The organism is Brucella gallinifaecis, assembly GCF_006476605.1.
Taxonomy (GTDB): domain Bacteria; phylum Pseudomonadota; class Alphaproteobacteria; order Rhizobiales; family Rhizobiaceae; genus Brucella; species Brucella gallinifaecis.
Map to the genome: position 1 here is coordinate 193,115 of NZ_ML636800.1, position 23,813 is coordinate 216,927.

Sequence of the window (23,813 nt, forward strand, 5' to 3'; positions counted from 1 at the left end):
ATAGGGTGCCATCATATAAGAACATAGTCGAACTGGGCTTTGAGCCTGTTTTTGCGAGCATTGCACCATGACTGAGAAATTATCCGCTCACACCACCCCTGTTTTCCAGAATTTCGCGCCCCCAATTCGCGAGCAAACGCCTCTGCGCAAGGCAATTACCGCCGCCTATCGCCGATCTGAAATTGCATGCGTGACAGCTCTGGTAGAGCAGGCAACCCTGCCTGAAGAAACGACAAGGCAGATCAAGGCGACCGCTCGCAAACTGATTGAAGCCCTGCGTGCCAAACACAAGGGTACGGGCGTTGAAGGTCTGGTGCATGAATATTCGCTGTCCAGTCAGGAAGGTGTGGCGCTGATGTGCCTCGCCGAAGCTCTGCTGCGTATACCGGATATGGCAACGCGTGATGCGCTGATCCGTGACAAGATTTCCACTGGCGACTGGAAATCGCATGTTGGCGGTGGTCGTTCGCTGTTCGTCAATGCTGCAACCTGGGGTCTTGTTGTCACCGGCAAGCTCACCAACACCGTCAATGACAGCGGTCTTTCGGCAGCGCTTACGCGCCTGATCGCCCGTTGTGGTGAACCGGTCATCCGCCGCGGCGTGGATATGGCCATGCGCATGATGGGTGAGCAGTTCGTCACCGGCGAAACCATCGATGAAGCATTAAAACGTGCAAAATCGCTTGAAGAACGCGGTTTCCGTTATTCCTACGATATGCTTGGTGAAGCAGCCACGACTGCGGCCGATGCAGAACGTTATTACAAGGATTACGAGACCGCGATCCACGCCATCGGTCGCGCTTCGGCTGGTCGTGGCATCTATGATGGTCCCGGCATTTCAATCAAGCTTTCAGCTTTGCATCCGCGTTATGTGCGTGCGCAGAGCGAGCGCGTCATGAGCGAACTTTTGCCAAAAGTGAAGGCGCTCGCAGCGCTTTCCAAGAAGTATGATATCGGTCTCAATATTGATGCTGAAGAAGCTGACCGCCTTGAGTTGTCGCTTGATCTTCTGCAAAGCCTGATTGAAGATCCAGACCTTGCTGGCTGGGAAGGTATTGGTTTCGTGGTGCAGGCCTATGGCAAGCGCTGCCCGTTTGTGCTTGATTTTATTATTGATCTTGCTCGCCGCAATAATCGTCGTGTCATGGTTCGTCTCGTTAAAGGCGCCTACTGGGATGCTGAAATCAAGCGTGCGCAAGTTGATGGTCTGGAAGATTTCCCGGTTTGCACCCGCAAGGTTCATACCGACGTTTCCTACATCGCTTGTGCCCGTAAGCTGCTTGGCGCCCGCGACGTGATTTTCCCGCAATTCGCAACGCATAATGCGCAGACCCTTGCCACGATCTATCATCTGGCCGGCCCGGACTTCAAAACCGGCTCTTATGAATTCCAGTGTCTGCATGGCATGGGCGAGCCACTTTATGACGAAGTTGTCGGACCATCGAAGCTGGGTCGTCCAGCCCGTATTTATGCACCCGTTGGGACGCATGAAACGCTGCTGGCCTATCTGGTCCGCCGTCTGCTCGAAAACGGTGCGAACTCTTCCTTTGTCAATCGCATTGGCGACAAGAGCGTATCGGTTGATGAACTGATTGCCGATCCTGCGCAAGTCGTTCGTTCAATGGCCGTGGTCGGTGCACCTCATGACCAGATCAGCCTGCCGGAGGACCTTTATGACATTCGTAAAAACTCGGCAGGATTTGACCTCTCCAATGAAGAAGAGCTGGCAGAATTGAGCGAAACGCTCAAAGCCAGTGTTTCACGTGTCTGGACTGCGGAACCGCAGATTGCGGGAAACAAGGCCAAGGGTGAAAGCCGTCCGGTTCTGAATCCCGGCGATCATTCAGATATTGTGGGTACGGTTACAGAAATTGCAGAAGCGGATGTTGCAGCCGCAATGACGGCAGCTCAACAGGCTGTTGCAAGCTGGTCCAAAACTTCGCCTGCTGATCGCGCAGCCTGTCTTGATCGTGCGAGCGACATCATGCAGCGCGAAATGGCAGAATTGCTCGGCCTCATCATGCGTGAAGCCGGCAAATCCATGCCTAATGCCATTGCAGAAGTGCGTGAAGCCATTGACTTCCTGCGCTATTATGCGCAACAGACCCGCCGTACGCTGGGCGCTGCGCATAAGCCACTGGGTCCGATTGTCTGTATCAGCCCGTGGAATTTCCCGCTGGCGATCTTCACAGGCCAGATTGCAGCAGCTCTTGTTGCAGGCAATCCGGTTCTGGCAAAGCCTGCTGAAGAAACCCCGCTGATCGCAGCACAGGGCGTACGTATTCTGCATGAAGCCGGAATTCCTGCTGATGTATTGCAGCTTCTGCCGGGCGATGGCCGCATTGGTGCGGCTCTTGTTGCAGCAGAAGAAACCTGTGGTGTAATGTTTACCGGATCGACCGAAGTTGCTCGTCTCATTCAGGCACAGCTTGCCTCGCGCCTGTTGCCAAATGGCAAGCCGATTCCGCTGATTGCTGAAACCGGTGGCCAGAACGCCATGATCGTGGATTCATCCGCTCTTGCCGAGCAGGTTGTATTTGACGTGATTGCTTCTGCTTTCGATAGTGCCGGTCAGCGTTGTTCGGCTCTGCGTGTACTCTGCTTGCAGGAAGATGTTGCCGATCGCATTCTGACCATGCTCAAGGGTGCGTTGAAAGAACTGTCAATTGGCCGCACCGACAAGCTGAAAGTGGATATTGGCGCCGTAATTACTGCTGAAGCTAAGGGCATTATCGAAAAACACATCGAGACGATGCGTGATATGGGCCGTAAGGTGGAGCAGATTCCGCTTGGAGCTGAAACAGGAAAGGGCACTTTCGTTGCTCCAACCATCATCGAAATCGACAGCCTGCGCGATCTCAAACGTGAAGTGTTTGGTCCGGTTCTGCATGTTGTGCGCTACAAGCGTGATGATATGGATCGTCTGATCGATGACATCAACGCAACCGGTTATGGTCTGACCTTTGGTCTGCATACACGCCTTGATGAAACTATTGCGCATGTTACTGAGCGTATCCGCGTTGGTAACATCTATATCAATCGCAACGTTATCGGTGCGATTGTGGGCGTCCAGCCTTTCGGTGGTCGTGGTCTGTCCGGCACGGGACCGAAGGCTGGCGGTCCGCTTTATCTCGGTCGCCTTGTTGAAACCGCGCCAATCCCGCCGCGCATGGCATCTGTTCATAGTGATACAGCGCTCAATGATTTCGCAAAATGGCTTGGCAATCGCGGCATGAACGAACTGGCGCAGGCCGCTCGTGAAACCGGCAGTGCTTCTGCACTTGGACTGAATATCGAGCTTCCGGGTCCGGTTGGTGAACGAAACCTCTATGCGCTGCATGCACGGGGCCGTGTTCTTTTGGCACCAGAGAGCGAAACCGGCCTTTATCGTCAGCTGACAGCCGCACTTGCCACCGGCAATGAGGCTGTGATCGACGAGACTTCGGGACTGCGCAATGTTTTGAAAGACTTGCCTGCGAGCGTCGCTGCGCGTGTTGTCTGGACAAAGGACTGGCAGTCAGATGCTCCTTTCGCCGGTGCGCTTGTTGAAGGGGAAGGGGATCGCCTCATTGACATCAACAAGAAACTGGCAGCATTGCCTGGGCCGCTGGTTCTGACGCAGGCAGCCAGTTCAGCGCAACTGGCGGCAAGCGCTGATTGCTATTGCCTGAGCTGGTTGCTGGAAGAGGTTTCGACCTCTATCAACACAACAGCCGCAGGCGGCAATGCAAGCCTGATGGCAATTGGCTGACAGCTCTCAAATGATTTATAAAGAGGCGGCCTTAGGGTCGCCTTTTTTAGTTTTCACGTCTGGTTGCATTGCTGTGCAAAACCGGCGCTGATATTTTTTATTGCTTTAAAAGCAAAATTTTTAAATCAAGATTGACACATAAGTTTTAAAAACAAAGACTATGCACAGCTTTGCAAAATACAATATTTTGTCTGTATCAGCCCCATGGGCCATGCATCTTCATTCCTGCTGACTGGAAAACACGCATGACGTTAGACTTTTCAAAAGAGCTTGCTGCACGTTTTAAGCTTGCGCAGGAAATCGCGCGTGAAGCGGGAGCGATGGCGCTCGATTATTTCGACAGTCGCGAAACACTGGTGATCGAAACCAAGCGCGATCCGCAGGATGTTGTGTCCATCGCCGACCGCAATGTCGAAAAACTGATCAATGATCGTGTATCGAAAGCTTTCAGTGACGACGGTTTTCTGGGCGAGGAATATGGCCTCAAGGCCGGCAGCTCAGGCTATATATGGGTGGTTGATCCCATTGATGGAACCAGTCCCTTTGTAAACGGAATGCCGAACTGGTGTGTTTCGATTGCGGTTCTCAAAGATGGCGAGCCCGTGATTGGTGTTATCAAAGCCCCATGTTTTAACGAGCTTTACGCATCTGCCAAGGGGCAGGGGGCAACGCTTAATGGCAGAAAACTTGTGCTTGATGAAACGCGCACAATTCGCAATGCAGTGACAGGAATTGGCGCCAATAATTACGTAACGCCGCAGGTGGTTGCGAAGGTTGTTGAAGATTTGCTTGAAGCAGGCGGCACATTCATCCGCAATGGCTCTGGGGCATTAATGATTGCCTATGTGGCCGCAGGGCGTCTGGTCGGTTATTTCGAGCCCTATATGCATGCATGGGATTGCATGGCGGGCTTCTGCCTCGTCCGCGAAGCCGGTGGCTATACGCATCCATTCCCAACACAAGGTGAGCAACTGACCAAAGGTAGCAAGGTTTTGGTTGCAGCACCCGGTGCGGTGGATGATTTGAAACAAGTGGCCCGACTGTAAATCACAAGCCCCGAAATCCCCATAGCTGAAAATCCGGGGCTTGTTTTTATGTGGATGGATTATCGCGCTTATAAATCCAGTCATGATCGGGGTGGTTTTTAAACCGCCATTTGCGGATCGGACCGGCCATGACGTTGAGATAATACATCTCATAACCATAGGGTGCGCCGCATGGATGATGCCCCTTTGGCACCAGAACAACATCGCCGTCAGCAACCGCCATGGTTTCATCAAGACTGCCATCTTCGGTAAAGACCCTTTGAATGCCATAGCCCTGCGATGGATTAAGGCGATGATAATAGGTTTCTTCCAGATAGGTCATATCAGGGAAATTATCTTCATCATGTCGGTGCGGCGGGTAGGAGGACCAATTGCCTTGCGGTGTGAAAACTTCTGTTACCAGGAGGCTGTCGGCAACGTCGCGGCCTTCCATTGCTATGTTGAATATATTGCGGGTATTTGCACCCTGTCCACGTGTATCAAAAGTCAGCCCTTCCGGTCCGAGCTTTTGCGCTTTGCGCCCCGGCTTGCCCGGCGCTGAGCAGACAGCAAGCACGCAATCGGTCGTAGCCACAGCATCCCATTCACTCTCAGCAGGCACATAAAGACAATGTGGAGCGAGTTTTTCAAACACGCTCATTCGTTCGCCCATTTCACCAAAATCCTCACCAGAGGCTTTGAACTTTGCCTTGCCCTCGACCAGCACCAGAATGACTTCCCGATCGCCGGTTGTCTCCGTTGCCGTTTCACCTGCTTTCAGACGATAGAGGCCAAAGCCGACATAGCCCCAATTGGCGCTTTCCGGTGTGATGTCATGAACCTTGCCATGCTTGCCATTGGGTTTGTGTAACAGATTGGCCATTGATCAGTTTCCCTTGTCTAACCCTGCTTCACGCGCAAATGCCTTGAGTGATTTCAGCCCCAGTGACTGATATTCAAATGGATTGCGCAGATCAGGATCCTGTTCAGCTTCAATGACCAGCCAGTCCTGATAGCCGTGCTGGGCCGCGATCTTTAGAACCGGTACGAAATCGACGCCGCCTTCGGAATCGCCCGGAACCGTGAATACGCCGCGACGCACAGCTTCCAGAAAGGACAGGCGCTGCTCGTGCACCTGTGCTGCAATCTCCGGGCGCACATTCTTTGTATGGATATGGCAAATACGTTCCATATGTCTCTTTGCAATGCGTTCAGGATCGGCGCCACCAAACAGGCAGTGACCCGTATCGAGCAGCAATCTGGCATGTGGGCCACTATGTTGCATCAGAAGGTCGATCTCGTCTTCGCTCTGAACAATCGTACCCATATGATGGTGATAGACGAGTGTTATACCTTGTGCGGCCGCATATTCTGCCAGTGCTTCTACGCCTGCGCCAAACTCTGCCCAGCGTGCTTGTTCCAGCACCGGGCGCTCTGAGAGCGGTTTGCTATCAATGCCATGAATGGCGTTTGATGTTTCGCAAACGATGATGACCTTGCTGCCCATGGCGTTCAGAAGATCAAGCGCCGGCTGCATTGCAGCCTTCTCATCCTCAACGGAACTGATAAGAAGGTTGAGCGAATGCCAGCCTGAAATGTAACGCAGATTACGAGGTTCGAGTACTGCTTTAAGTTCCGCTGCAACTTGCGGAAATTTATGACCTTTTTCGATTCCGTCGAAGCCGGTTTTTGAGGCCTCATCAAGGCATTGATCAAGGCCTATATGTGCGCCAAGGCTGCGATCATCATCGTTTGACCAGGCAATCGGGTTGGTGCCATAGAGGATCATCGGTCAGTTTCTTTCTCTGATCTGGGCTTCATAATTTTCACGTGCTATGCGTACCTGACTGCGGCTTGAGACTTCCGGCACAGCCACATCCCACCACCAGCCGCCTGTGTCAGGCGTAGAATAGGGATCGGTATCAATGACGATAACTGTCGTGCGGGCGCTGTTGCGAGCATTGGCCAGGGCATCTTCAAGTTCAGCAATTGAACCGACTTTTTGTGCATCAGCTCCCATCGCGGCCGCATGGGCTGCAAAGTCGATATTCGATGCATTCACATGGGTTGTGTGATCGAGCAGATTGTTAAATTCTGCACCGCCTGTTGCCATTTGCAAACGGTTGATGCAGCCATAACCGCGATTGTCGGTCAGTATGATCGTGATCTTGATGCCCATCATCACAGAGGTCGCAAGTTCGGAATTGGCCATCATATATGAGCCGTCACCAACCATAACGATCACATCACGATCAGGTTCTGCCATCTTGATACCGAGGCCACCTGCAATCTCATAGCCCATGCAGGAGAAACCATATTCCATGTGATAGGACATCGGGCGCCCGGCTTTCCAGAGCTGGTGCAGTTCGCCCGGCATGGTGCCAGCCGCGCACATGACGACGGTATTTTCTTTCGACTGGCACTGAACCGCACCGATCACCTGCATGTCGGTGGGAAGTGCGTTTGCATCACCGGGAGCAGCGGTAAACCGGTCTGCGGCTTCAAACCAGCGCGTTTTCAGCGTCATGTCGAGCGTTTTGCGTCTATAGTCCTGCAAGCCATTGGAAAGCGCTGCCAGTCCAACCTTTGCATCTGCGACAAGCGAGATCGCGCCGTGCTTGTGACTGTCATAGGGCTGAACATTCAACGATAGCAGCTTGTGGCCCGGTTGTTTGAACAATGCCCATGAACCAGTCGTGAAATCCTGAAAACGGGTTCCGACGCCGATAACCAGATCTGCACTTGCTGCTATAGCATTGGCACTGTCTGCACCTGTAACACCAACGGGGCCAAAATTAAGCGCATGATCCCATGGCAATGCAGACTTGCCGGCCTGTGTTTCAATAACCGGAATATTGTGGGTTTCTGCAAAGTTTTTCAGCGCTTCATGCGCAGCTGAATAATGCACGCCACCACCTGCAACGATAACCGGGCTCTTTGCCGCCTTGATCTCCGCAATGGCCGTTATAAGCTCATGTTCATCGGCTGGCGGTCGCCGCCAATGCCAGACTTTTGGAGCAAAAAACTCCTCCGGCCAGTCATAGGCCTCTGCCTGCACGTCCTGACACAAAGACAGTGTTACGGGTCCGCAATCGGCGGGATCCGTCATTGTGCGAAAGGCGCGGGGCAGGGCAGTCAGTAACTGTTCGGGGCGGGTGATACGATCAAAATAGCGGCTTACCGGGCGGAAACAGTCATTGACGCTCACTGTTGCGTCATTGAAATCCTCAAGCTGCTGCAAAACCGGATCGGGACCGCGATTGGCGAAGACATCGCCGGGAATGAACAGAACCGGCAGACGGTTTACATGAGCGAGTGCCGCCGCCGTGACCATATTGGTTGCGCCCGGGCCAATGGAGGAGGTGACAGCGCAAGCGCGTTTGCGACCGAGTTGTTTGGTATAGGCAATGGCTGCATGAGCCATGGTTTGCTCATTATGACCGCGCCACGTTACGAGCTCATTGCGGATGTCATATAATGCCTCGCCAATCCCAGCCACATTGCCATGGCCAAAAATGGCCCAGACACCGGCGATAAAGGGAACGCCTTCCGGCGTCATCTGGTTGGCCACATAGCGCACAAGAGCCTGTGCTGCTGTCAATCGAATGGTCTTCATTTTTCCTCCCAGAAAAATCTTTAACGCTTACGCAACCGGTCCCACAGATCGCAGAAACCGCGATAGCGCCTTGCCATTTCAGAAACAGCGTCTGCATCGCTTATTTTGCCTGCAAGCCACTGACGGGCGACTTCGCCCAAAATGGTGCGGCCAATGGCAAAACCTTTGACGAGATCAAAAGCTGCTGCAACTTCAAGGCTTGCTTCAAGCTCTTCGGCTGGCGCATCAAGGCCCAGCACGACAATGCCGCGCGTATGCGGATCATTGCGCATGATAGCGTCACATGTATTTTGCCAGGCTTGTTCTGTCGTCAGAGGCTCAAGTTTCCACCAATCGGGATAGACGCCAATCTCATAGAAACGCTCGATGACTTTTGCTGTGCTCATATCATCTACAGGCGCGACTTTTGACGGTATCACCTCCAGCAAGAACTCAAGTCGATTGCGCCGTGCAGCCGTATAGAGACGTTTTACCGTGGCTTCCTGTTGCGCTTTCACTTCGTCGCTATCATCAGGATGATAGAAGGAAAGCACCTTTACGACGTGCTCAAGCGGCCATTCAACAAGGCCACCGCAATCGGGGCCGAGTTCAGGTTCAAGCTCCAAGGGCCGTGACCCTGGCCATTCTGTCGGGCGTCCGATCCAAAGGCCAGTTCCAGCAGCGCGATAGAGTGCGTTGCGACCGAGCCGACTATCACAAAGGATGCCATAGCCGTTTTCTCCTCCTGAAACCTCTAATGCAGCATTGAGGCATAATTCTTTGAATTCACCTATTTTTTCATCGCTCGCACCAGCTTCACGTGCCATTTCTTCAAGCTGAATACGATGGTCAAATGCGAAGACCCGCATATGCGGCCAGTCGCCATTGCGGGTCGTTGACCAATGTATCTGTTCCAGTGCCTGATCGTTGCGCAATGCTTTATTGCGTATGCCTGTTTTGAAGAAATATTGCAGCTCTTCCCAGCTCGGATAAGCGGGTGTGCATCCATGGCGTGATACGGCGAAGGCGCCACAGGCATTGGCGAATTTCAGGCTGGTCGGCCAGTCTTCTCCCTTGAGCCAGCCACGCAAAAGACCAGACATGAAACCATCACCCGCACCAAGCACATTGAACACTTCAATGGGAAAACCTTCGCCGGGTTGTCCCTTGTCCAGACTCTCAGGAATGTCGCCTTCAAAGACCACAGCGCCCATTGGTCCCCGTTTGCAGACAAGCGCTGCTTTGGTGACTTTGCGAACTGCTTTGAGTGCTTCAAGCGTGTTGGTTGAACCGCCAGCAATATGAAACTCTTCTTCCGTACCGACGATGAGATCAAACAGGTTCAATGTTGATTGCAGCTTTGTGGTGACTGCGGCGGATTCGATGAAACGGTTCTCGCCATCTCCGTGGCCGGAAAGCCCCCAGAGGTTCGGACGATAATCAATATCCAGCACCGTGCGGCTGCCATTTTCCCGCGCAAGCCTTAAAGCTTTAAGCACAGCAGCTTCGGTGCGCGGGTGCGAAAGATGGGTTCCTGTTGCCAGCACACATCGTGCCTGAGCAATGAAATCAGGGTTAATATCATCTTCGCAAAGCGCCATATCGGCGCAGTTTTCACGATAAAAGATTAGCGGGAAATGTTGCTGATCGCGAATGCCCAGAATGACAAGGGCAGTCAGACGCTCGCGGTCGGTGACAATGCCACGTGTATCAACACCTTCCCGCGCCAGTTCGCGCAGCAGAAAGCGCCCCATATGCTCATCGCCAACACGGGTAATGAGTGCGGATTTAAGGCCAAGACGCGCAGTGCCCGCTGCGATATTTGTAGGCGAGCCTCCGACATATTTGTTGAAAGATGACATATCTTCAAGAAGGCCGCCAATCTGCGCACCATAGAGATCTACCGAAGATCGGCCAATTGTAATCAAATCCAGCCGCTTCATGCATTCCTCCATTGCGATACGCGCCATTCATTCTATTTCGTATTAAAATAGATTTATTATTCTATTTCAACCCAAAAGTAGAATATTCCATATTTTACGATGTTCGCCCTGTACCAACGGCGACGGCAAGCGTGATCGCGAGACATAGGGTTGCTGAAAGTGAACGGAATGCGCCGAAATCAACCTCAGAAACAAGCAGCGTGTGCTGTACGAATTTGTTCATTGGACTAACAATCGTGTCTGTTATGGCAACAACATCTATCCCGCGCTGGCTTGCATTTTCCGCCATGGCAATGGTTTCTGGTGAATAGGGTGAAAAAGAAATCGCAAGCAGTACATCTCCTTTGCGGATGGCATGCTGATTTTCCAGCTTGCCGACGGCGCTGTGCAACATTGCCGGAACCTGCATCTTTTCAAAAGCATAGGCCAAATAACTCGCAACCGGGAAAGCACGGCGGACCCCAATGATGTGAATTGTTTGGGCCTCTGCCAGCAGTTTGACAGCCTTTTCGAGCGTCTCAGCTTCAATCGTTTTCAACAAGCCTTCAAGGGAAGTGCGTCCTGCTTCTGTAAACTCTGCTAGCAAAGCTGGTGCGCTGCCGGATTCTGTTTCTCGTAAATGTTCAAGCCGGGTGGAGTAGTCCGGCCAGCCGCCTGCATAGGAATCGCGAAAAAGCTTCTGCATTTCCGAGAAACCGGAAAAGCCAAGTATCTGGCAAAACCGCATAAAAGCCGAACTCTGCACACCTGCGCCTTCCGCCATTTCCGCCACAGTCGAAACCGCAATCCGGTCCTGATAGGCGGCGACATAATCGGCGCATTGTTTGAGACGCTTGGGCAATTGATTTGCGACTTCAAGCAATCGAGATTCAAACTCTTTGATTGTACTGGGCGCTGTTGGAGCTGGCTGGGCTTCCATTGCTGTCCTTTCAGAAACGCTCTCTTGACATCCACTATATCACAATCTAGCAAAATAGAACAAATATTCTATTGCATGTGATGCCACTGCATAAGTTTGGAATAGCGAAACTGTTTTACCGGTCAATCAGGAGTTGGCCTTTCGGGAGGATAAAGGCAAATGGTTACACGTCTTGCTCTGCTTGGTGCTGGTCGGATTGGCAAGGTTCATGCAGGCGCTATTGCTGCTGATAAACGCGCAAAACTTGTTGCAATCGCAGATGCCAATCAAGAAGCGGCACAGGCCATTGCCGATGCGGTTGGTACAGAAATACGCAGCATTGAGGAGATTGAAAAATCAGCAGATATTGATGCAGTGCTGATCTGCACACCAACCAATACCCATGCGGATCTGATCGAACGTTTTTGTCGTGCCGGCAAAGCAGTTTTTTGTGAAAAGCCGATTGATCTGAATATCAAGCGCGTCGGTGCGTGCCTCAAAATTATCAATGAGACAGGTGGCAGGGTTATGCTTGGATTCAATCGCCGCTTTGATCCACATTTTGCCGCTGTTCGCAAAGCGATTGATGATGGACGGATCGGCAAGGTTGAAATGGTCACAATCACCAGCCGCGATCCGGGTGCACCGCCTGCTGAATATATTAAAGTGTCGGGCGGTATTTTCCGCGATATGACAATTCATGATTTTGACATGGCGCGTTTTCTGCTGGGCGAGGAGATTGAAACAGTTTCCGCATCGGCATCAGTTCTCGTCGATCCAAAGATTAGTGAACTGGGTGACTATGATAGCGCCAGCGTAATTCTGACCACGGCGTCCGGTCGCCAATGCGTGATTTCCAATTCGCGCCGGGCATCTTATGGCTATGATCAACGCATCGAAGTGCATGGATCCGAAGGCGCTGTTTCGGCTGAAAACCAGCGTCCGGTCTCTATCGAAATTGCATCAAAACATGGTTACACACGTCCGCCGCTGCATGATTTCTTCATGACGCGCTACACGGATGCTTATGCTGCTGAAATTGCCTCTTTCATTGATGCAATTGATAATGACAAGGCGCCAGCACCTTCTGCCGAAGACGGATTGCAGGCCTTGGCTCTGGCAGAAGCCGCACTTCTTTCGGTCAAGGAAGGCCGGGCTGTAAAAGTTGCGGAAGTTTTCGCATAAGCAATGCTTTTCGGTTGCCTTTTCTGGCAATCGACGGCGATATGCGGATATGGCTTATGAATTCAATACCTTGCCGCTCGATGAGCTTTTTATGCCCGTGGTACGTTCCACGGCTGCATTGACGAGGCTTGACGAACGGCTTGCGCAATCGCCGATCCGCGAGGGGATACTGGAGCGCATGCATCTCAATGATGCCGTTGCCTCCATGTGGCTTGAGGGCGAATTGGTTCATCTTGAAGATCTGGTTTTGCATGATGCATTGATGAATACGCATATGCCAAGTCATGCGCTGACGATTGCGCATTCTATGCTGCGGCTGCGTCGACAAATTGCAGGCCATGCAGCAGAATGGGCACTAAGCAGCGCAGGAATGCAACATTTGCTGGGGCGGAGCGTCGATTTTCAAGCTGAAGCGGCAAGGCAATATGATGAGCCTGAAGAAGGCGAAGCTGACCCATTGCTGGATGATGTTGATGCACTTCTTGCACGCACTGATGCACTTTTGAAGGGGCTTGTTCCGACGAAACCCAAGCCTCAGCACATTGAGGTTGATGCCCTTCTTGCCGATGATGACTGGAATGAGGATGAACGTCTGCAGGAATGGCGTGATATTTTTGAACAAACAGCACATTTGCCTTCATTGATGCGTGCCGCGATCATGCATGACAGCTGGTTTGATCTGGAGGTGGTGCAGCGTTCTTCATGGATAGGGCGCTTACTCACTGCGGCTTATCTGCGCCAGTCCGGCATTGCCGGCGCTCATTTACCGGCTTTGAGCATAGGTCTAAGAAGTAAAAGGCCTGATGATCGCCGCTCCAAAAACAGTTTAGTGCGCCTCAAAACCTTTTTCGCTTCGATTGAAGAAGGGGCAGAGGCAATTATGAAGGAACATGACCGCTTGATGCTGGCGCGTGAACAGATGCAACGTAAGCTTAAAGGGCGCCGTTCCAACTCCCGTTTGCCACAACTTGTTGATATGATGATACGCTATCCTCTGGTTTCAACGCAGATGATCGAAAAAGAGCTGGCCGTTACCTCACAGGGGGCGCTCAAACTGATCCTTGAGCTTAATCTGCGGGAAATGACTGGACGTGGGCGTTTTCGCGCATGGGGTATTCTCTAGATTTATTTTTTCATACAATGATCACGCAGATGAGTTGCAAATAGCTGATATTCGTTACGCCGCGCTGCATTTGCACGCCATACCAAAGCGAGAGAGCGGAAATTATGCTGTCCTTCATAAGGAACAACACTGATTTCGCTGCCACGTGTTACACCAGCTTTAATCGCCACTTCCGGCAAAAGAGTAACGCCCATGCCAAACTCTACAAGCTGCACCAGCGTCATAATACTGGTGGCATGAACGTCGCCACCAGTATGGGCGGGCTTTGACCCGATCGCCGCCATGACATGTTCGCGCAGGCAATGGCCGGTTTCAAGCAACAGGAAAGGCTGATCCTCAAGATCACTTGCGTCAACATGGTCACGATTGGCGAGTGCGTGGTCCCGGCGTACGGCCAGAAAAAATGGATCTTCACCGATTTCGGCGATTTCAAAATCATCTAGGTCATAGGGATGGGCAACAAGCGCAACATCCAGTGAACCAGAACGCAAACTGTCTAGCAATGTGCGTGTCAGGCCTTCACGCACGCTCAATTGCAGCTCTGGAAAAGCCTTTGCAGTCGTCGGTAACAGCTTTGGCAACAAGAATGGAGCAATGGACGGTATAACACCTAATCGCAGGCGTGTTGTAAGTGGTCGTTCTGCCTGGCGGGCATGTTCCGGCAGTTCCTGGAACAAAGCTACAATTTCTTGCGCACGGTTGAGAAAATCTTCGCCAGCCGGAAGCAACTGCATACGTCGCCCGGCGCGATCAATTAATGCAGTGCCAAGCTCTGTTTCCAATGCTTGTATGGCAGCACTCAAAGTGGATTGTGTAACCCCGACAGCCTCTGCTGCACGCGAAAATGAGCGGGCATTTACGAGGGCGATAAAATAGTGGAGTTGGCGAACACTGATATTCAGCATAATCTGACAGGTACTTATCATTATCGTTTAAATCGATGTATTTGATCGTTTTAATCGCTTTGACCGATCAGTCAAGAGTGACTATATATGAATCGCAGGCAGAAAGTTCTGAAACTTCTGGATTTTCTGCAAAACACGAATTTACAGGCAGGTATAAAATGCTCGGTATCGGTGACAAGCTTCCTTCTTTCAAAGTAACAGGCGTAAAGCCAGGTTTTAACTTCCACGAAGAAAACGGCGTTTCGGCTTTTGAAGAAATCACCGAAGCAAGCTTTGATGGCAAGTGGAAGGTTATCTTCTTCTATCCAAAGGACTTCACGTTCGTTTGCCCGACGGAAATTGCTGAATTTGCGCGTTTGGCTTCGGATTTTGAAGACCGTGATGCTGTTGTTCTTGGTGGTTCGACGGATAACGAGTTTGTAAAACTCGCATGGCGCCGTGATCACAAGGATCTCGACAAGCTGCCAATCTGGTCATTTGCTGATACCAATGGTTCGCTGGTTGACGGTCTTGGTGTTCGTTCTCCAGACGGCGTTGCTTACCGTTACACTTTTGTTGTCGACCCGGACAACGTAATCCAGCACGTCTACGCAACCAATCTTAATGTTGGCCGCGCTCCAAAGGACACGCTGCGCGTTCTCGACGCGCTCCAGACCGATGAGCTCTGCCCTTGCAACCGCGAAGTCGGTGGCGAAACACTCAAAGCTGCTTGATCAGCTTCCAATGGCTTAAGACAAGGCGGGTTAAGGCCCGCCTTTTGTTTATCCAGAATAACAGTGAAAGAGAGTTCCATGTCCATTGATGATCTGAAGTCAAGAATCCCGGATTTTGCGAAAGATGTTCGTCTTAACCTCTCCTCCATGGCGAGCGACGAAACACTGACGCCACAGCAAAAATATGGCCTGTTCATTGCCTGCGGCATTGCTTCGCGCAACGCCGATGTGCGCAAGGCACTTTCTGCTGAAGCGGTGAACAAGATTGATGCTAGTGTTGTGCAGGCTGCAAAATCTGCGGCTGCCATCATGGGCATGAATAATGTCTATTATCGTTTCGTACATCTTGCCACCAACAAGGATTATCGCACCATGCCTGCAAAGCTGCGCATGAATGTGATTGGCAATCCAGGTGTGGACAAGATCGATTTTGAACTCTGGTCGCTGGCCGTGTCGGTAATTAACGGTTGCGGCATGTGTATCGATGCCCATGAGGATGTGTTGCGCAAAGCCGGTGTATCTACAGAAGTCATCCAGACCGCAGCACGTTTCGCTTCCATCATTCAGTCGATTGCGATTGCTCTGGAAGCTGCTGATACTGAGTGAGGCTCACTCGATCCGCATATTAAAAAAGCCTGTATGGATTGCTCCATGCAGGCTTTTTGATTCTGGATATTTAATTCACAGCGCATTCAACCATCGGGATAATGGCTTTAGCTGAATGCCCACACGTCTTCGCAATATATACCAATATCGTAACCGGCAGCCTTCAGCTTCACAATGACATTGCCAATGTCAGTGGGTGATAAAGCGCCAATCTCGACTTTGATCAGGCCAGGACGATAGCGTTGCAGATCAAGCTGGTCGAAGACAATCCAGTCTGCCCCTTCACAATCCACCAGGAATGCATCGATAAATTCAACAGCATTACGATCAAGGACCGCCTGTAATGTGTCCGATTGAACAACAATTTCCTTTAGAAACGGGGCGAATTTTTCAAAATTCGGATCATCCGGGCCCCAGACATTTTTACCGGACATCAAATTTGTATCAGTGACAGAAGAGCAACCGATAAATTCTATCGGCAAAGTACCTTCTTCAAGGGCTTTTGCATCAAAAGTCTTGACAGTAATGGAACCGGGTTCCCGGGTGACGGCAATCGGCTCGATCTTGAAACGTTCCGTATCCTGATAGTTTTGACGTAATCTGAGCAAGTTATAGGGTACAGGTTCGACCAGAACTGCTTTGGACCGTGGAATCTTGTGGAGCCAGGGTGTCACATCGTCAAAAAGGACGCCGTCGCATGCTCCAATATTGACCATCTGAAAAGGGCGCTGTTTTCCTGATTTGGCAGCACGGGCAGCATGGGCAAGATAACGCGTTCCACGAAGTGCTGCACTACGACTTAAAATGCTTTCAGGAACACTGCGTGCAGCCAATGTGCGTGCGTAGCCTCTGAGCTTTGAGGATTCTGGAGCATCCATGCTCTTACCCTTTCATATGGGCTTTGAATTATAGATTTTGAAAATCTTAAGAGAATGCCGGGCTTGTTCATCATAGATAAGCAAATGATTTTCTGAACATGCGGGGCAGGTGTTTGTGTTTGGCGTGCCTGAAAATATAGTGGTCAATCGGTTTGGTCGTCTCCGTTGTCAAATACAATGCGCTTTCAGCTTAACCAACTGTCAAAGCTGACATTTTGTATAACGACTTTAACGATAAAACGTCTATAGATCCTTATGCTAACAACCTCTAGTTATTAAAAAACAAACTTATTCTAACGAAAGGCATGTACATATCAGGCCATGTCGATATTTGCTTGTTTTGGGGATCGATATCGTTTTCATAAGAGCCATTGTCAGTGATTAAGTTGTGATTCATGCCAAGATTCCACATCAGAAATTGGGGGAACAAGCTGGCAAATAAACTCGGGGCTAATCAAAGGGGAATTCCAGCTTTCCTTTATCTGCCTTAAACCTTTATTATCATCAGGCTTATGCTTGATATTGGTGGCATGCATTCGATTTGGAAAATCGATAATGGGAGTCAAAGAGTACTTATGACAAAACTGCTGAAAACCGGGCTGATAACAGCCATGATGCTTGCATCGATCAACGGGGCCTTTGCAAAGGATATGCTGGTGGTCGGTCAGGTGCTGGAACCGCCCGGTCTTGATCCAACGGCAAATGCTGCTGCTGGTATCCGGCAGGTTACTTATGCCAATCTCTATGAAGGCCTTGTGCGTATCGTTGAAGACGGAACGGTCAAGCCGCTTCTGGCAGAAAGCTGGACTGTTTCGGATGACAACAAGACCTATAGTTTCAAGTTGCGTGAAGGCGTGAAATTTCACGATGGCACAGCTTTTGATTGTTCCGTCGTAAAGTTTTCCTATGAACGTGCTGTTGCGCCAGACTCTACCAATGCACAAAAGGGGCTTTTTGAACCGATTGCCAGCACTGAATGTCCTGATCCCTCGACTGCCGTTGTGACACTCAAGCGTCCAAGCTCGAACTTCCTGTTCAATATGGGCTGGGGAGATGCGGTTATGATTGCTCCCAATTCTGCGTCCGGGAACAAAACCAAACCAGTTGGCACAGGACCGTTCAAGTTCAAGCGTTGGGTTCAGGGTGATCGTGTTGAGCTTGATCGCAATCCTGAATATTGGGGGGAGCCAGCAAAGCTTTCCGCCGTGACATTTCGTTTCATCAGCGATCCATCTGCCGCGGCTGCGGCAATTCTGGCTGGTGACGTTGATGTATTTCCGATGTTTCAGGCACCAGAGCTGATCAGCCGTTTCAAGAGTGATGACAAGCTTCATGTCGAAATAGGCGATACTGCCGGTAAAGTTCTGCTCTCTCTTAACAATGCCAAAGCGCCCTTTGATAATGTTAAGGTGCGCCAGGCACTGGCTCATGCCATAGATAACAAGGCGCTGATTGAAGGTATTTCTTCCGGTTTCGGGACGCCGATCGGCTCGCATTATGCACCTGTCGATCCGGGTTATATCGATCTGTCAGAGACTTATACTTATGATCCGGCCAAAGCCAGACAGCTGCTTGAGGAGGCAGGTGTTCCCGTTGGCACGCAGATCACAATTACGCTTCCTCCACCGGCTTATGCACGACGTGGCGGCGAAATCATTGCTGCTATGCTTGCAGAAGTTGGCATTCAGGCCAATCTTGTTCCAATCGAATTTGCGCAATGGCTGGATCAGGTGTTCAAGCGTTCGGATTTTGATGCCACGATCATTGCACACACGGAAGCGCGTGATCTCGATATCTATGCCCGGGACAAATATTATTTTAACTATAACAGCCCGGAATATAAGGCGCTTTACAAAGCCTATGCAGAGGCTGGAAGCGACGAAGAACAGCTCGAACTGGTAAAGAAACTGCAGGAAAAACTTGCCGCCGACGAGCCGAATATTTTTCTTTATGCGCTGCCAAAAATCGGTGTGTGGAACAAGAACGTCAAGGGATTATGGAAGAATATGCCAATCCCGGCGGATGATATGACACGGGTTTACTGGGCTGAATAAGAAAATTTCCGTCCCTGAGCGTCTTCGCGAAGGGACGGAAAACAACACGAATGGCTGTGCAGTCTACAAATGTAACAGGACGCACAATGCAGCCCGAAAAGTCGAGAAACTTTTCGGAATTGCGCTTAGGTCAGGACACCAGGAGGTCGCCTTGTTGGCTTATATTTCCGGGCGAGTGGTTTCGCTCCTGCTCACAACACTTGCGGCCTCCGTTATCGTCTTCTTGTTGATGCAGGTGCTGCCCGGAGACCCTGCCGCAGTCATTCTTGGCATTAATGCGCAACCTGAAACGCTTGCAGCAGTCCAAAAACAACTTGGTCTCGATCAGCCGGTTTGGTGGCGGTACCTTTCATGGATTGCAGGTTTTCTGAAGGGCAATTTCGGCACGAGTTACACCTATTCGGTGCCGATCAGCGAATTGCTTGGACCGCGCATCATGGTAACATTACCACTTGCACTTCTCTCCATGATGCTTTCGGTTGCAATAGCTATTCCGGTTGGCGTTTATGCAGCCTCCCGACGAGGAAAGACAGGCGATGTGCTGTCCATGGGGGTGGCGCAGGTGGGGGTCGCTATTCCGAATTTCTGGCTTGGTCTATTATTGATCCTGTTGTTTGCATTACAACTGGGCTGGTTTCCTGCTTCCGGGTTTGCAGGTTGGGAAAGCGGCTTCTGGAATGGTATGCGTTCGCTGTTTTTACCGGCATTGGCTCTTGCCTTGCCGCTTGCAGCAATTCTGGCCCGAGTAACACGATCCGCAGTCATTGAAACACTGGGAGAGGATTTCGTGCGTACTGCTCGCGCCAAAGGTCTCTCACGCAAGGCTGCATTATGGCACCATGCGGTTCCCAATGCGCTCATCCCGGTGGTTACTATTATTGGCCTGCAATTTTCATTTTTGCTGGCGGGAACGATCATCATCGAAAATGTCTTCAATCTTCCCGGCCTTGGACGGCTGTTGTTTCAGGCAATTGCCCAGCGTGATCTTGTGACAGTACAGTCGCTGGTGACGCTGCTTGCAGCCTCTGTGATTATTGTTAATTTCATTGTCGACCTCGTCTATGGATTTATCGACCCGCGCCTTTTGGCAGGGGGGAACCGATGAGCGAGGTTGGCAAAGCCGCAAAGCCAAGCCGCCTTCGGTCGTATTTCCTCAGTCGCAGCCTTGTGATTGGCTCTCTCATAACCGCTATTTTAGTGGCTATGGCTGTAATCTCCTGCTTCTGGACGCCTTATTCACCCACAGCAATGGTCTTCCGCGACAAATTGCAGGGGCCGAATATCAATCATCTATTCGGTACCGATAATTTTGGTCGTGATGTATTTTCCATGATTATGGTTGGCGCTCGAAATTCCATTGCCGTATCGATCATCGCGGTACTGGTCGGTGCGGGTATCGGCATTCCCTTCGGAGCCTTTGCTGCTGCGCGGGGCGGCTTTATCGATGGTTTAATCATGCGCATGACCGATCTGGCCTTTGCATTTCCGGCATTGTTAAGCGCTGTTATCATTACCGCACTATTCGGCCCCGGCACAGTCAACGCCATGATTGCTATTGGAATTTTCAATATTCCGGTTTTCGCCCGTGTCACACGTGGTGCATCCCTTGCTCTATGGAAGCGTGAATATGTACTGGCCGCACGATGTGCAGGGCGAGGCGATATTGCGATTACGCTGTTGCATGTGCTGCCAAACATCAACCATGTATTGATCGTACAGGCGACAATTCAGTTTGCGCTGGCCATTGTCGCTGAGGCAGGCCTCTCCTATGTCGGATTGGGTACGCAGCCGCCAATGCCCAGTTGGGGCAAAATGCTCAACGATGCCCAGACCTTTATTTATGATGCGCCGTGGCTGGCGATCTTCCCGGGCCTTGCTATCACAATTGCGGTTCTTGGCCTTAACCTGCTTGGTGACGGTTTGCGAGACGTGCTTGACCCGCGGGTGAGGAGGCTTAGATGATCGCTCCTTTGCTTGAAATGGGCAATATGTCCGTCAAATTGCCTTTTGGTGAGCGTTTTGCGGATATTGTTTCTGACATGACGCTCACTCTTGATCGTGGTGAACGCTTGGGCATTGTTGGTGAATCTGGCAGCGGCAAGTCGATTACTGCACTTGCTGCCATGGGCTTGTTACCTGACCGGATGCGTGTGCAAGGCATGTTGCGCTTTGATGGTCAGGATCTGGCAAAAAAGTCAGAAACTGAGCTTTGCAAATTGCGCGGTCGTCGTATGGCAATGATCTTTCAGGAGCCGATGACTGCCCTTAATCCAATTAAAACCATTGGTGCACAGATTGCCGAAGGTCGCCGTCTGCACCTTGGCGAAAACCGTAGCGATGCAGAGCGCAAAGCGCGTGATTTGCTGGATCGCGTGGGATTGCCTGCGCCGCAGTTTAATCTGGATCTATATCCCCATCAGCTTTCCGGCGGGCAGCGCCAGCGCGTATTGATCGCCATAGCAATTGCCTGCGAGCCTGATCTGTTGATTGCTGACGAGCCAACAACGGCACTCGATGTCATTGTTCAGGCTCAGATACTTGATCTTATCGATGAACTGATCGCTGAGAGCGGAATGGCGTTAATGCTCATTACCCATGATCTTGGCGTGGTATCGGAAATGACTGATCGTATTGCTGTCATGTATTCAGGCCGTATCGTTGAAACCGGATCAACAGAAGCTGTGCTTGGACGCATGGCGCATCCTTATACACGGGGGCTTTTTCAGGCTTCCCCCCATGGCATTCATCTGCTTCGCGAACATTCAAAACCACGGCAGCGGCTTGCAGCCATTCCAGGCGTTGTGCCAGACCCGCTGGCACGTCCGCCTTATTGCAGCTTTGCTGATCGTTGCACATTCGTTGAAAATGATTGTCGCCAGTTTATTCCACCACTCGATCTCATTGGTGAAAACAAAGGCATCGAACACCGTAGTGCATGCCTGCATCCATGCAATGATGAGGTTATGCTATGAGCAGGGCGATTTTACAGCTTCGCAATGTCGTGCGTGAATATCAGCTTCCCCGCCCGTCATTGCTGTCAAAACCACGTTCGCTACGGGTTCTCCACGGTGTCAGCCTTGAGATCGAAGCGGGCCAAAGTCTCGGTATTGTTGGTGAGAGCGGCTCAGGGAAATCCACTCTGGCCCGTGCAGTGATGGGACTGGAACGTCCACAGTCTGGCCAAATTCTTATCAATGGCCAGGATATTTATGCTCTCGCCCCTTCAGCTTTGCTTGAGGCTCGTAAAAGTTTTCAGGCGATCTTTCAGGATCCCTATGGTTCGCTCGATCCGCGCCATACAGTCAGGCGGATTATTTCTGAGCCGATTGTTTCGCTGGAGGGCAGGGCAAACAGCAAGCAACGCGAAGAGCGCGTGATGGAAGTGCTGGAAGCGGTTGGTCTTCCATCAACGGCTGCGGGAAAATATCCGCATGAATTTTCCGGTGGGCAACGCCAGCGCATCGCCATCGCTCGTGCTCTGATTACCAGACCGGCATTAATCGTTGCCGACGAACCAGTTTCAGCGCTTGATGTTTCCATTCAGGCGCAGGTTCTTAATCTTATGATGGACCTGCAGGAAAAATTTGGTCTTTCCTATCTTTTCATCAGTCATGACCTTGGTGTCATACGGGCAATTACTGATAGAGTCGCGGTGATTTATCAAGGTAACATCGTCGAGCAGGGAGCGACCAGTGATGTATTTGATCACCCGCAACATGAATATACACAAGCACTGGTTGCAGCCGTTCCAAAGCCATTTTCGGAACGCCGTAAACGTCCGCAAGGATTTAATTCAGCTATCAGGGCGCCAGAATAAAAGAAAAAAGCATTTATTTATTTGGGTCTAAGGACTGCACGCTCTTTATAACGATCAACGGCAGTAACCTTCTGAATCAATGGTTCAGCGTCGCGCCAAGTATAAATCTCTGTACGAAGATATTTGAGTTCGGCATCAAGTTCATCTTCGCCGACCTCTGTCCACCATGATTTTGGACGCCCGTCACTGCCATCAGACCAGCGGTAACGGCGCTCTTTCAGCTTGTCTTTCATTTCAAAAGGACTGTTCTCTGCGTAAATGCGCAGACGTGATTTTTGGCTCTCTTTCAGAAGTTCTTCAAATGGTGTCGTTTTGCCAGATTGTTCCCTCAGCACTGCGAGCAATGCCTGGCAATCATCCTCTGCGCGATGACCATTGTGAAAATAACCGCTCTGGCCAATGAGATAGCCAAGCTTGGCGCCTTCAAAACCACGGGCTGCCCAATTTATCTCTTTGACCGAACATGCCCATGGCTTGCTCTCGAAAACCGGTGAGAAACGTTCCAGAAATGGACGGTCAAAACCCGCATTATGTGCAATGATAATATCAGCTTCAGAAATAAGCGCTTCAAGTTTGGCACGCGGGATCATCTGCCCGGCAACCATTTCGTCAGTGATACCTGTTATACGGGTTATGTCAGCCGGTATCGGTTTTGATGGCTCCTGCAATGCTCCGAAGGTCGCACAAACGTCTCCGATTGAACCGTTATCGGCATAACGAAAGGCGACAGCACCAATCTCGATGATTTCATCTTGTGCTGCATTCAAACCGGTTGTTTCTGTGTCCACAATAACACCGAGCCGGGGGTAGGTGGTCTTATCGGCATCCGGTACTGTTGGTGGCGGATCAAGCCGTCTTAAAATACGATAGCGCCCACTGTCTTTGAGGCGTTCTATCATCTGCGCTTCATCAATGGCTGCTGTTTTTCCGGTTTTAATGCGGGCAGGGCGCGGCTCTACCTGTTTCTCCCGATCCAGTGAGGGTGGGGCAAAAAGGTCGAACTGATGGCGCATATCGTGTCTCCGCATTAAGGGCCGTAGGGATAAATGTCATTTCATTGCCATGCAACCAAGATATTAATAGGCTTGATAACAGGAATTAACGTCAGGCTCCGTCCCTGAGACGCTTTTCGCATTAGAGTTTCATGAAGTAATATACACAATCGGTCAGCTTCGATTAACGGGCGGCTGGCTTCTGGCTGAAAATCATCTGTGGAAAACTCCCTTTCGGAATTATGCAATCCATCACATGCTCAGCATGAGCGCCCGTGATGACGATATTGTTTCTTATTTATTATTAGACTTTGCTTATGTAACAATA

General features: G+C 50.9%; 19 protein-coding genes. 11 read left to right on the forward strand and 8 right to left on the reverse strand.

Annotated elements, in window-relative coordinates; genetic code table 11:
- The first annotated feature begins 67 nt into the window (after window positions 1–67).
- Window positions 68–3,751, forward strand: coding sequence for a trifunctional transcriptional regulator/proline dehydrogenase/L-glutamate gamma-semialdehyde dehydrogenase (putA, locus tag FHY56_RS00875; RefSeq protein WP_140903292.1), 3,684 nt, complete (start codon window positions 68–70; stop codon window positions 3,749–3,751).
- Window positions 3,752–3,996: 245 nt separating this feature from the next.
- The gene (locus FHY56_RS00880) at window positions 3,997–4,797 is read left to right on the forward strand and encodes an inositol monophosphatase family protein (protein WP_140903293.1); all 801 of its coding nucleotides are present in this window, start codon (window positions 3,997–3,999) and stop codon (window positions 4,795–4,797) included.
- A gap of 46 nt (window positions 4,798–4,843) precedes the next feature.
- Here FHY56_RS00880 and iolB read toward each other — a convergent pair whose 3' ends face one another.
- From iolB to FHY56_RS00905, 5 genes are all read right to left on the reverse strand, one after another.
- Window positions 4,844–5,659 (reverse strand): 5-deoxy-glucuronate isomerase, encoded by an 816-nt coding sequence (gene iolB, locus FHY56_RS00885; protein ID WP_140903294.1) that lies wholly within the window; start codon window positions 5,657–5,659, stop codon window positions 4,844–4,846.
- Between the two features lie 3 nt (window positions 5,660–5,662).
- Window positions 5,663–6,565, reverse strand: a complete 903-nt coding sequence (gene iolE / locus FHY56_RS00890; RefSeq protein ID WP_140903295.1) for a myo-inosose-2 dehydratase — start codon at window positions 6,563–6,565, stop codon at window positions 5,663–5,665.
- A 3-nt stretch (window positions 6,566–6,568) separates the two neighbouring features.
- Window positions 6,569–8,392: a 3D-(3,5/4)-trihydroxycyclohexane-1,2-dione acylhydrolase (decyclizing) gene (iolD, locus tag FHY56_RS00895; protein ID WP_140903296.1), complete on the reverse strand. Its 1,824-nt coding sequence runs from the start codon at window positions 8,390–8,392 to the stop codon at window positions 6,569–6,571.
- A 20-nt stretch (window positions 8,393–8,412) separates the two neighbouring features.
- A complete protein-coding gene (locus tag FHY56_RS00900; RefSeq protein ID WP_140903297.1) occupies window positions 8,413–10,314 on the reverse strand; it encodes a bifunctional 5-dehydro-2-deoxygluconokinase/5-dehydro-2-deoxyphosphogluconate aldolase in 1,902 nt (633 codons plus the stop codon).
- Window positions 10,315–10,408: 94 nt separating this feature from the next.
- Window positions 10,409–11,233, reverse strand: coding sequence for a MurR/RpiR family transcriptional regulator (locus tag FHY56_RS00905; RefSeq protein ID WP_140903298.1), 825 nt, complete (start codon window positions 11,231–11,233; stop codon window positions 10,409–10,411).
- Between the two features lie 159 nt (window positions 11,234–11,392).
- Here FHY56_RS00905 and iolG point away from each other — a divergent pair, with 159 nt between their 5' ends.
- A complete protein-coding gene (gene iolG, locus FHY56_RS00910) occupies window positions 11,393–12,397 on the forward strand; it encodes an inositol 2-dehydrogenase (protein WP_140903299.1) in 1,005 nt (334 codons plus the stop codon).
- Window positions 12,398–12,446: 49 nt separating this feature from the next.
- On the forward strand, window positions 12,447–13,520 hold the full coding sequence (locus tag FHY56_RS00915) for an RHE_PE00001 family protein (protein ID WP_140903300.1): 1,074 nt from the start codon (window positions 12,447–12,449) through the stop codon (window positions 13,518–13,520).
- 2 nt (window positions 13,521–13,522) lie between these two features.
- Here the strand turns inward: FHY56_RS00915 and FHY56_RS00920 are convergent, their stop codons facing one another.
- Window positions 13,523–14,425, reverse strand: a complete 903-nt coding sequence (locus FHY56_RS00920; RefSeq protein ID WP_140903301.1) for a hydrogen peroxide-inducible genes activator — start codon at window positions 14,423–14,425, stop codon at window positions 13,523–13,525.
- A gap of 158 nt (window positions 14,426–14,583) precedes the next feature.
- Here FHY56_RS00920 and FHY56_RS00925 point away from each other — a divergent pair, with 158 nt between their 5' ends.
- On the forward strand, window positions 14,584–15,138 hold the full coding sequence (locus FHY56_RS00925) for a peroxiredoxin (RefSeq protein ID WP_140903302.1): 555 nt from the start codon (window positions 14,584–14,586) through the stop codon (window positions 15,136–15,138).
- Window positions 15,139–15,216: 78 nt separating this feature from the next.
- Window positions 15,217–15,744 (forward strand): alkylhydroperoxidase, AhpD family, encoded by a 528-nt coding sequence (locus FHY56_RS00930; RefSeq protein WP_140903303.1) that lies wholly within the window; start codon window positions 15,217–15,219, stop codon window positions 15,742–15,744.
- Between the two features lie 107 nt (window positions 15,745–15,851).
- On the opposite strand, the gene FHY56_RS00935 is transcribed toward FHY56_RS00930, so the two are convergent.
- Window positions 15,852–16,622 carry an FkbM family methyltransferase gene (locus tag FHY56_RS00935; RefSeq protein ID WP_140903304.1) on the reverse strand — a complete coding sequence of 257 codons (771 nt, stop codon included), beginning with the start codon at window positions 16,620–16,622 and terminating at the stop codon, window positions 15,852–15,854.
- A 575-nt stretch (window positions 16,623–17,197) separates the two neighbouring features.
- On the opposite strand from FHY56_RS00935, the gene FHY56_RS00940 reads away from it, so the two are divergent.
- The 5 genes from FHY56_RS00940 (at window position 17,198) to FHY56_RS00960 (ending at window position 22,493) form a co-directional block, all read left to right on the forward strand.
- Window positions 17,198–18,676, forward strand: a complete 1,479-nt coding sequence (locus FHY56_RS00940) for an ABC transporter substrate-binding protein (RefSeq protein ID WP_140903305.1) — start codon at window positions 17,198–17,200, stop codon at window positions 18,674–18,676.
- A gap of 151 nt (window positions 18,677–18,827) precedes the next feature.
- Entirely contained in the window at window positions 18,828–19,781 is a 954-nt protein-coding gene (locus FHY56_RS00945; RefSeq protein ID WP_140903306.1) for an ABC transporter permease, read from the forward strand.
- Entirely contained in the window at window positions 19,778–20,638 is an 861-nt protein-coding gene (locus FHY56_RS00950) for an ABC transporter permease (RefSeq protein WP_140903307.1), read from the forward strand. The genes FHY56_RS00945 and FHY56_RS00950 overlap by 4 nt, the downstream gene beginning before the upstream one ends.
- A complete protein-coding gene (locus FHY56_RS00955) occupies window positions 20,635–21,648 on the forward strand; it encodes an ABC transporter ATP-binding protein (RefSeq protein WP_140903308.1) in 1,014 nt (337 codons plus the stop codon). Before FHY56_RS00950 ends, FHY56_RS00955 begins: the two co-directional genes overlap by 4 nt.
- The gene (locus FHY56_RS00960) at window positions 21,645–22,493 is read left to right on the forward strand and encodes an ATP-binding cassette domain-containing protein (RefSeq protein WP_140903309.1); all 849 of its coding nucleotides are present in this window, start codon (window positions 21,645–21,647) and stop codon (window positions 22,491–22,493) included. The genes FHY56_RS00955 and FHY56_RS00960 overlap by 4 nt, the downstream gene beginning before the upstream one ends.
- A gap of 17 nt (window positions 22,494–22,510) precedes the next feature.
- Here the strand turns inward: FHY56_RS00960 and FHY56_RS00965 are convergent, their stop codons facing one another.
- Window positions 22,511–23,506: a 3'-5' exonuclease gene (locus FHY56_RS00965; RefSeq protein WP_140903310.1), complete on the reverse strand. Its 996-nt coding sequence runs from the start codon at window positions 23,504–23,506 to the stop codon at window positions 22,511–22,513.
- Window positions 23,507–23,813: the final 307 nt, after the last annotated feature.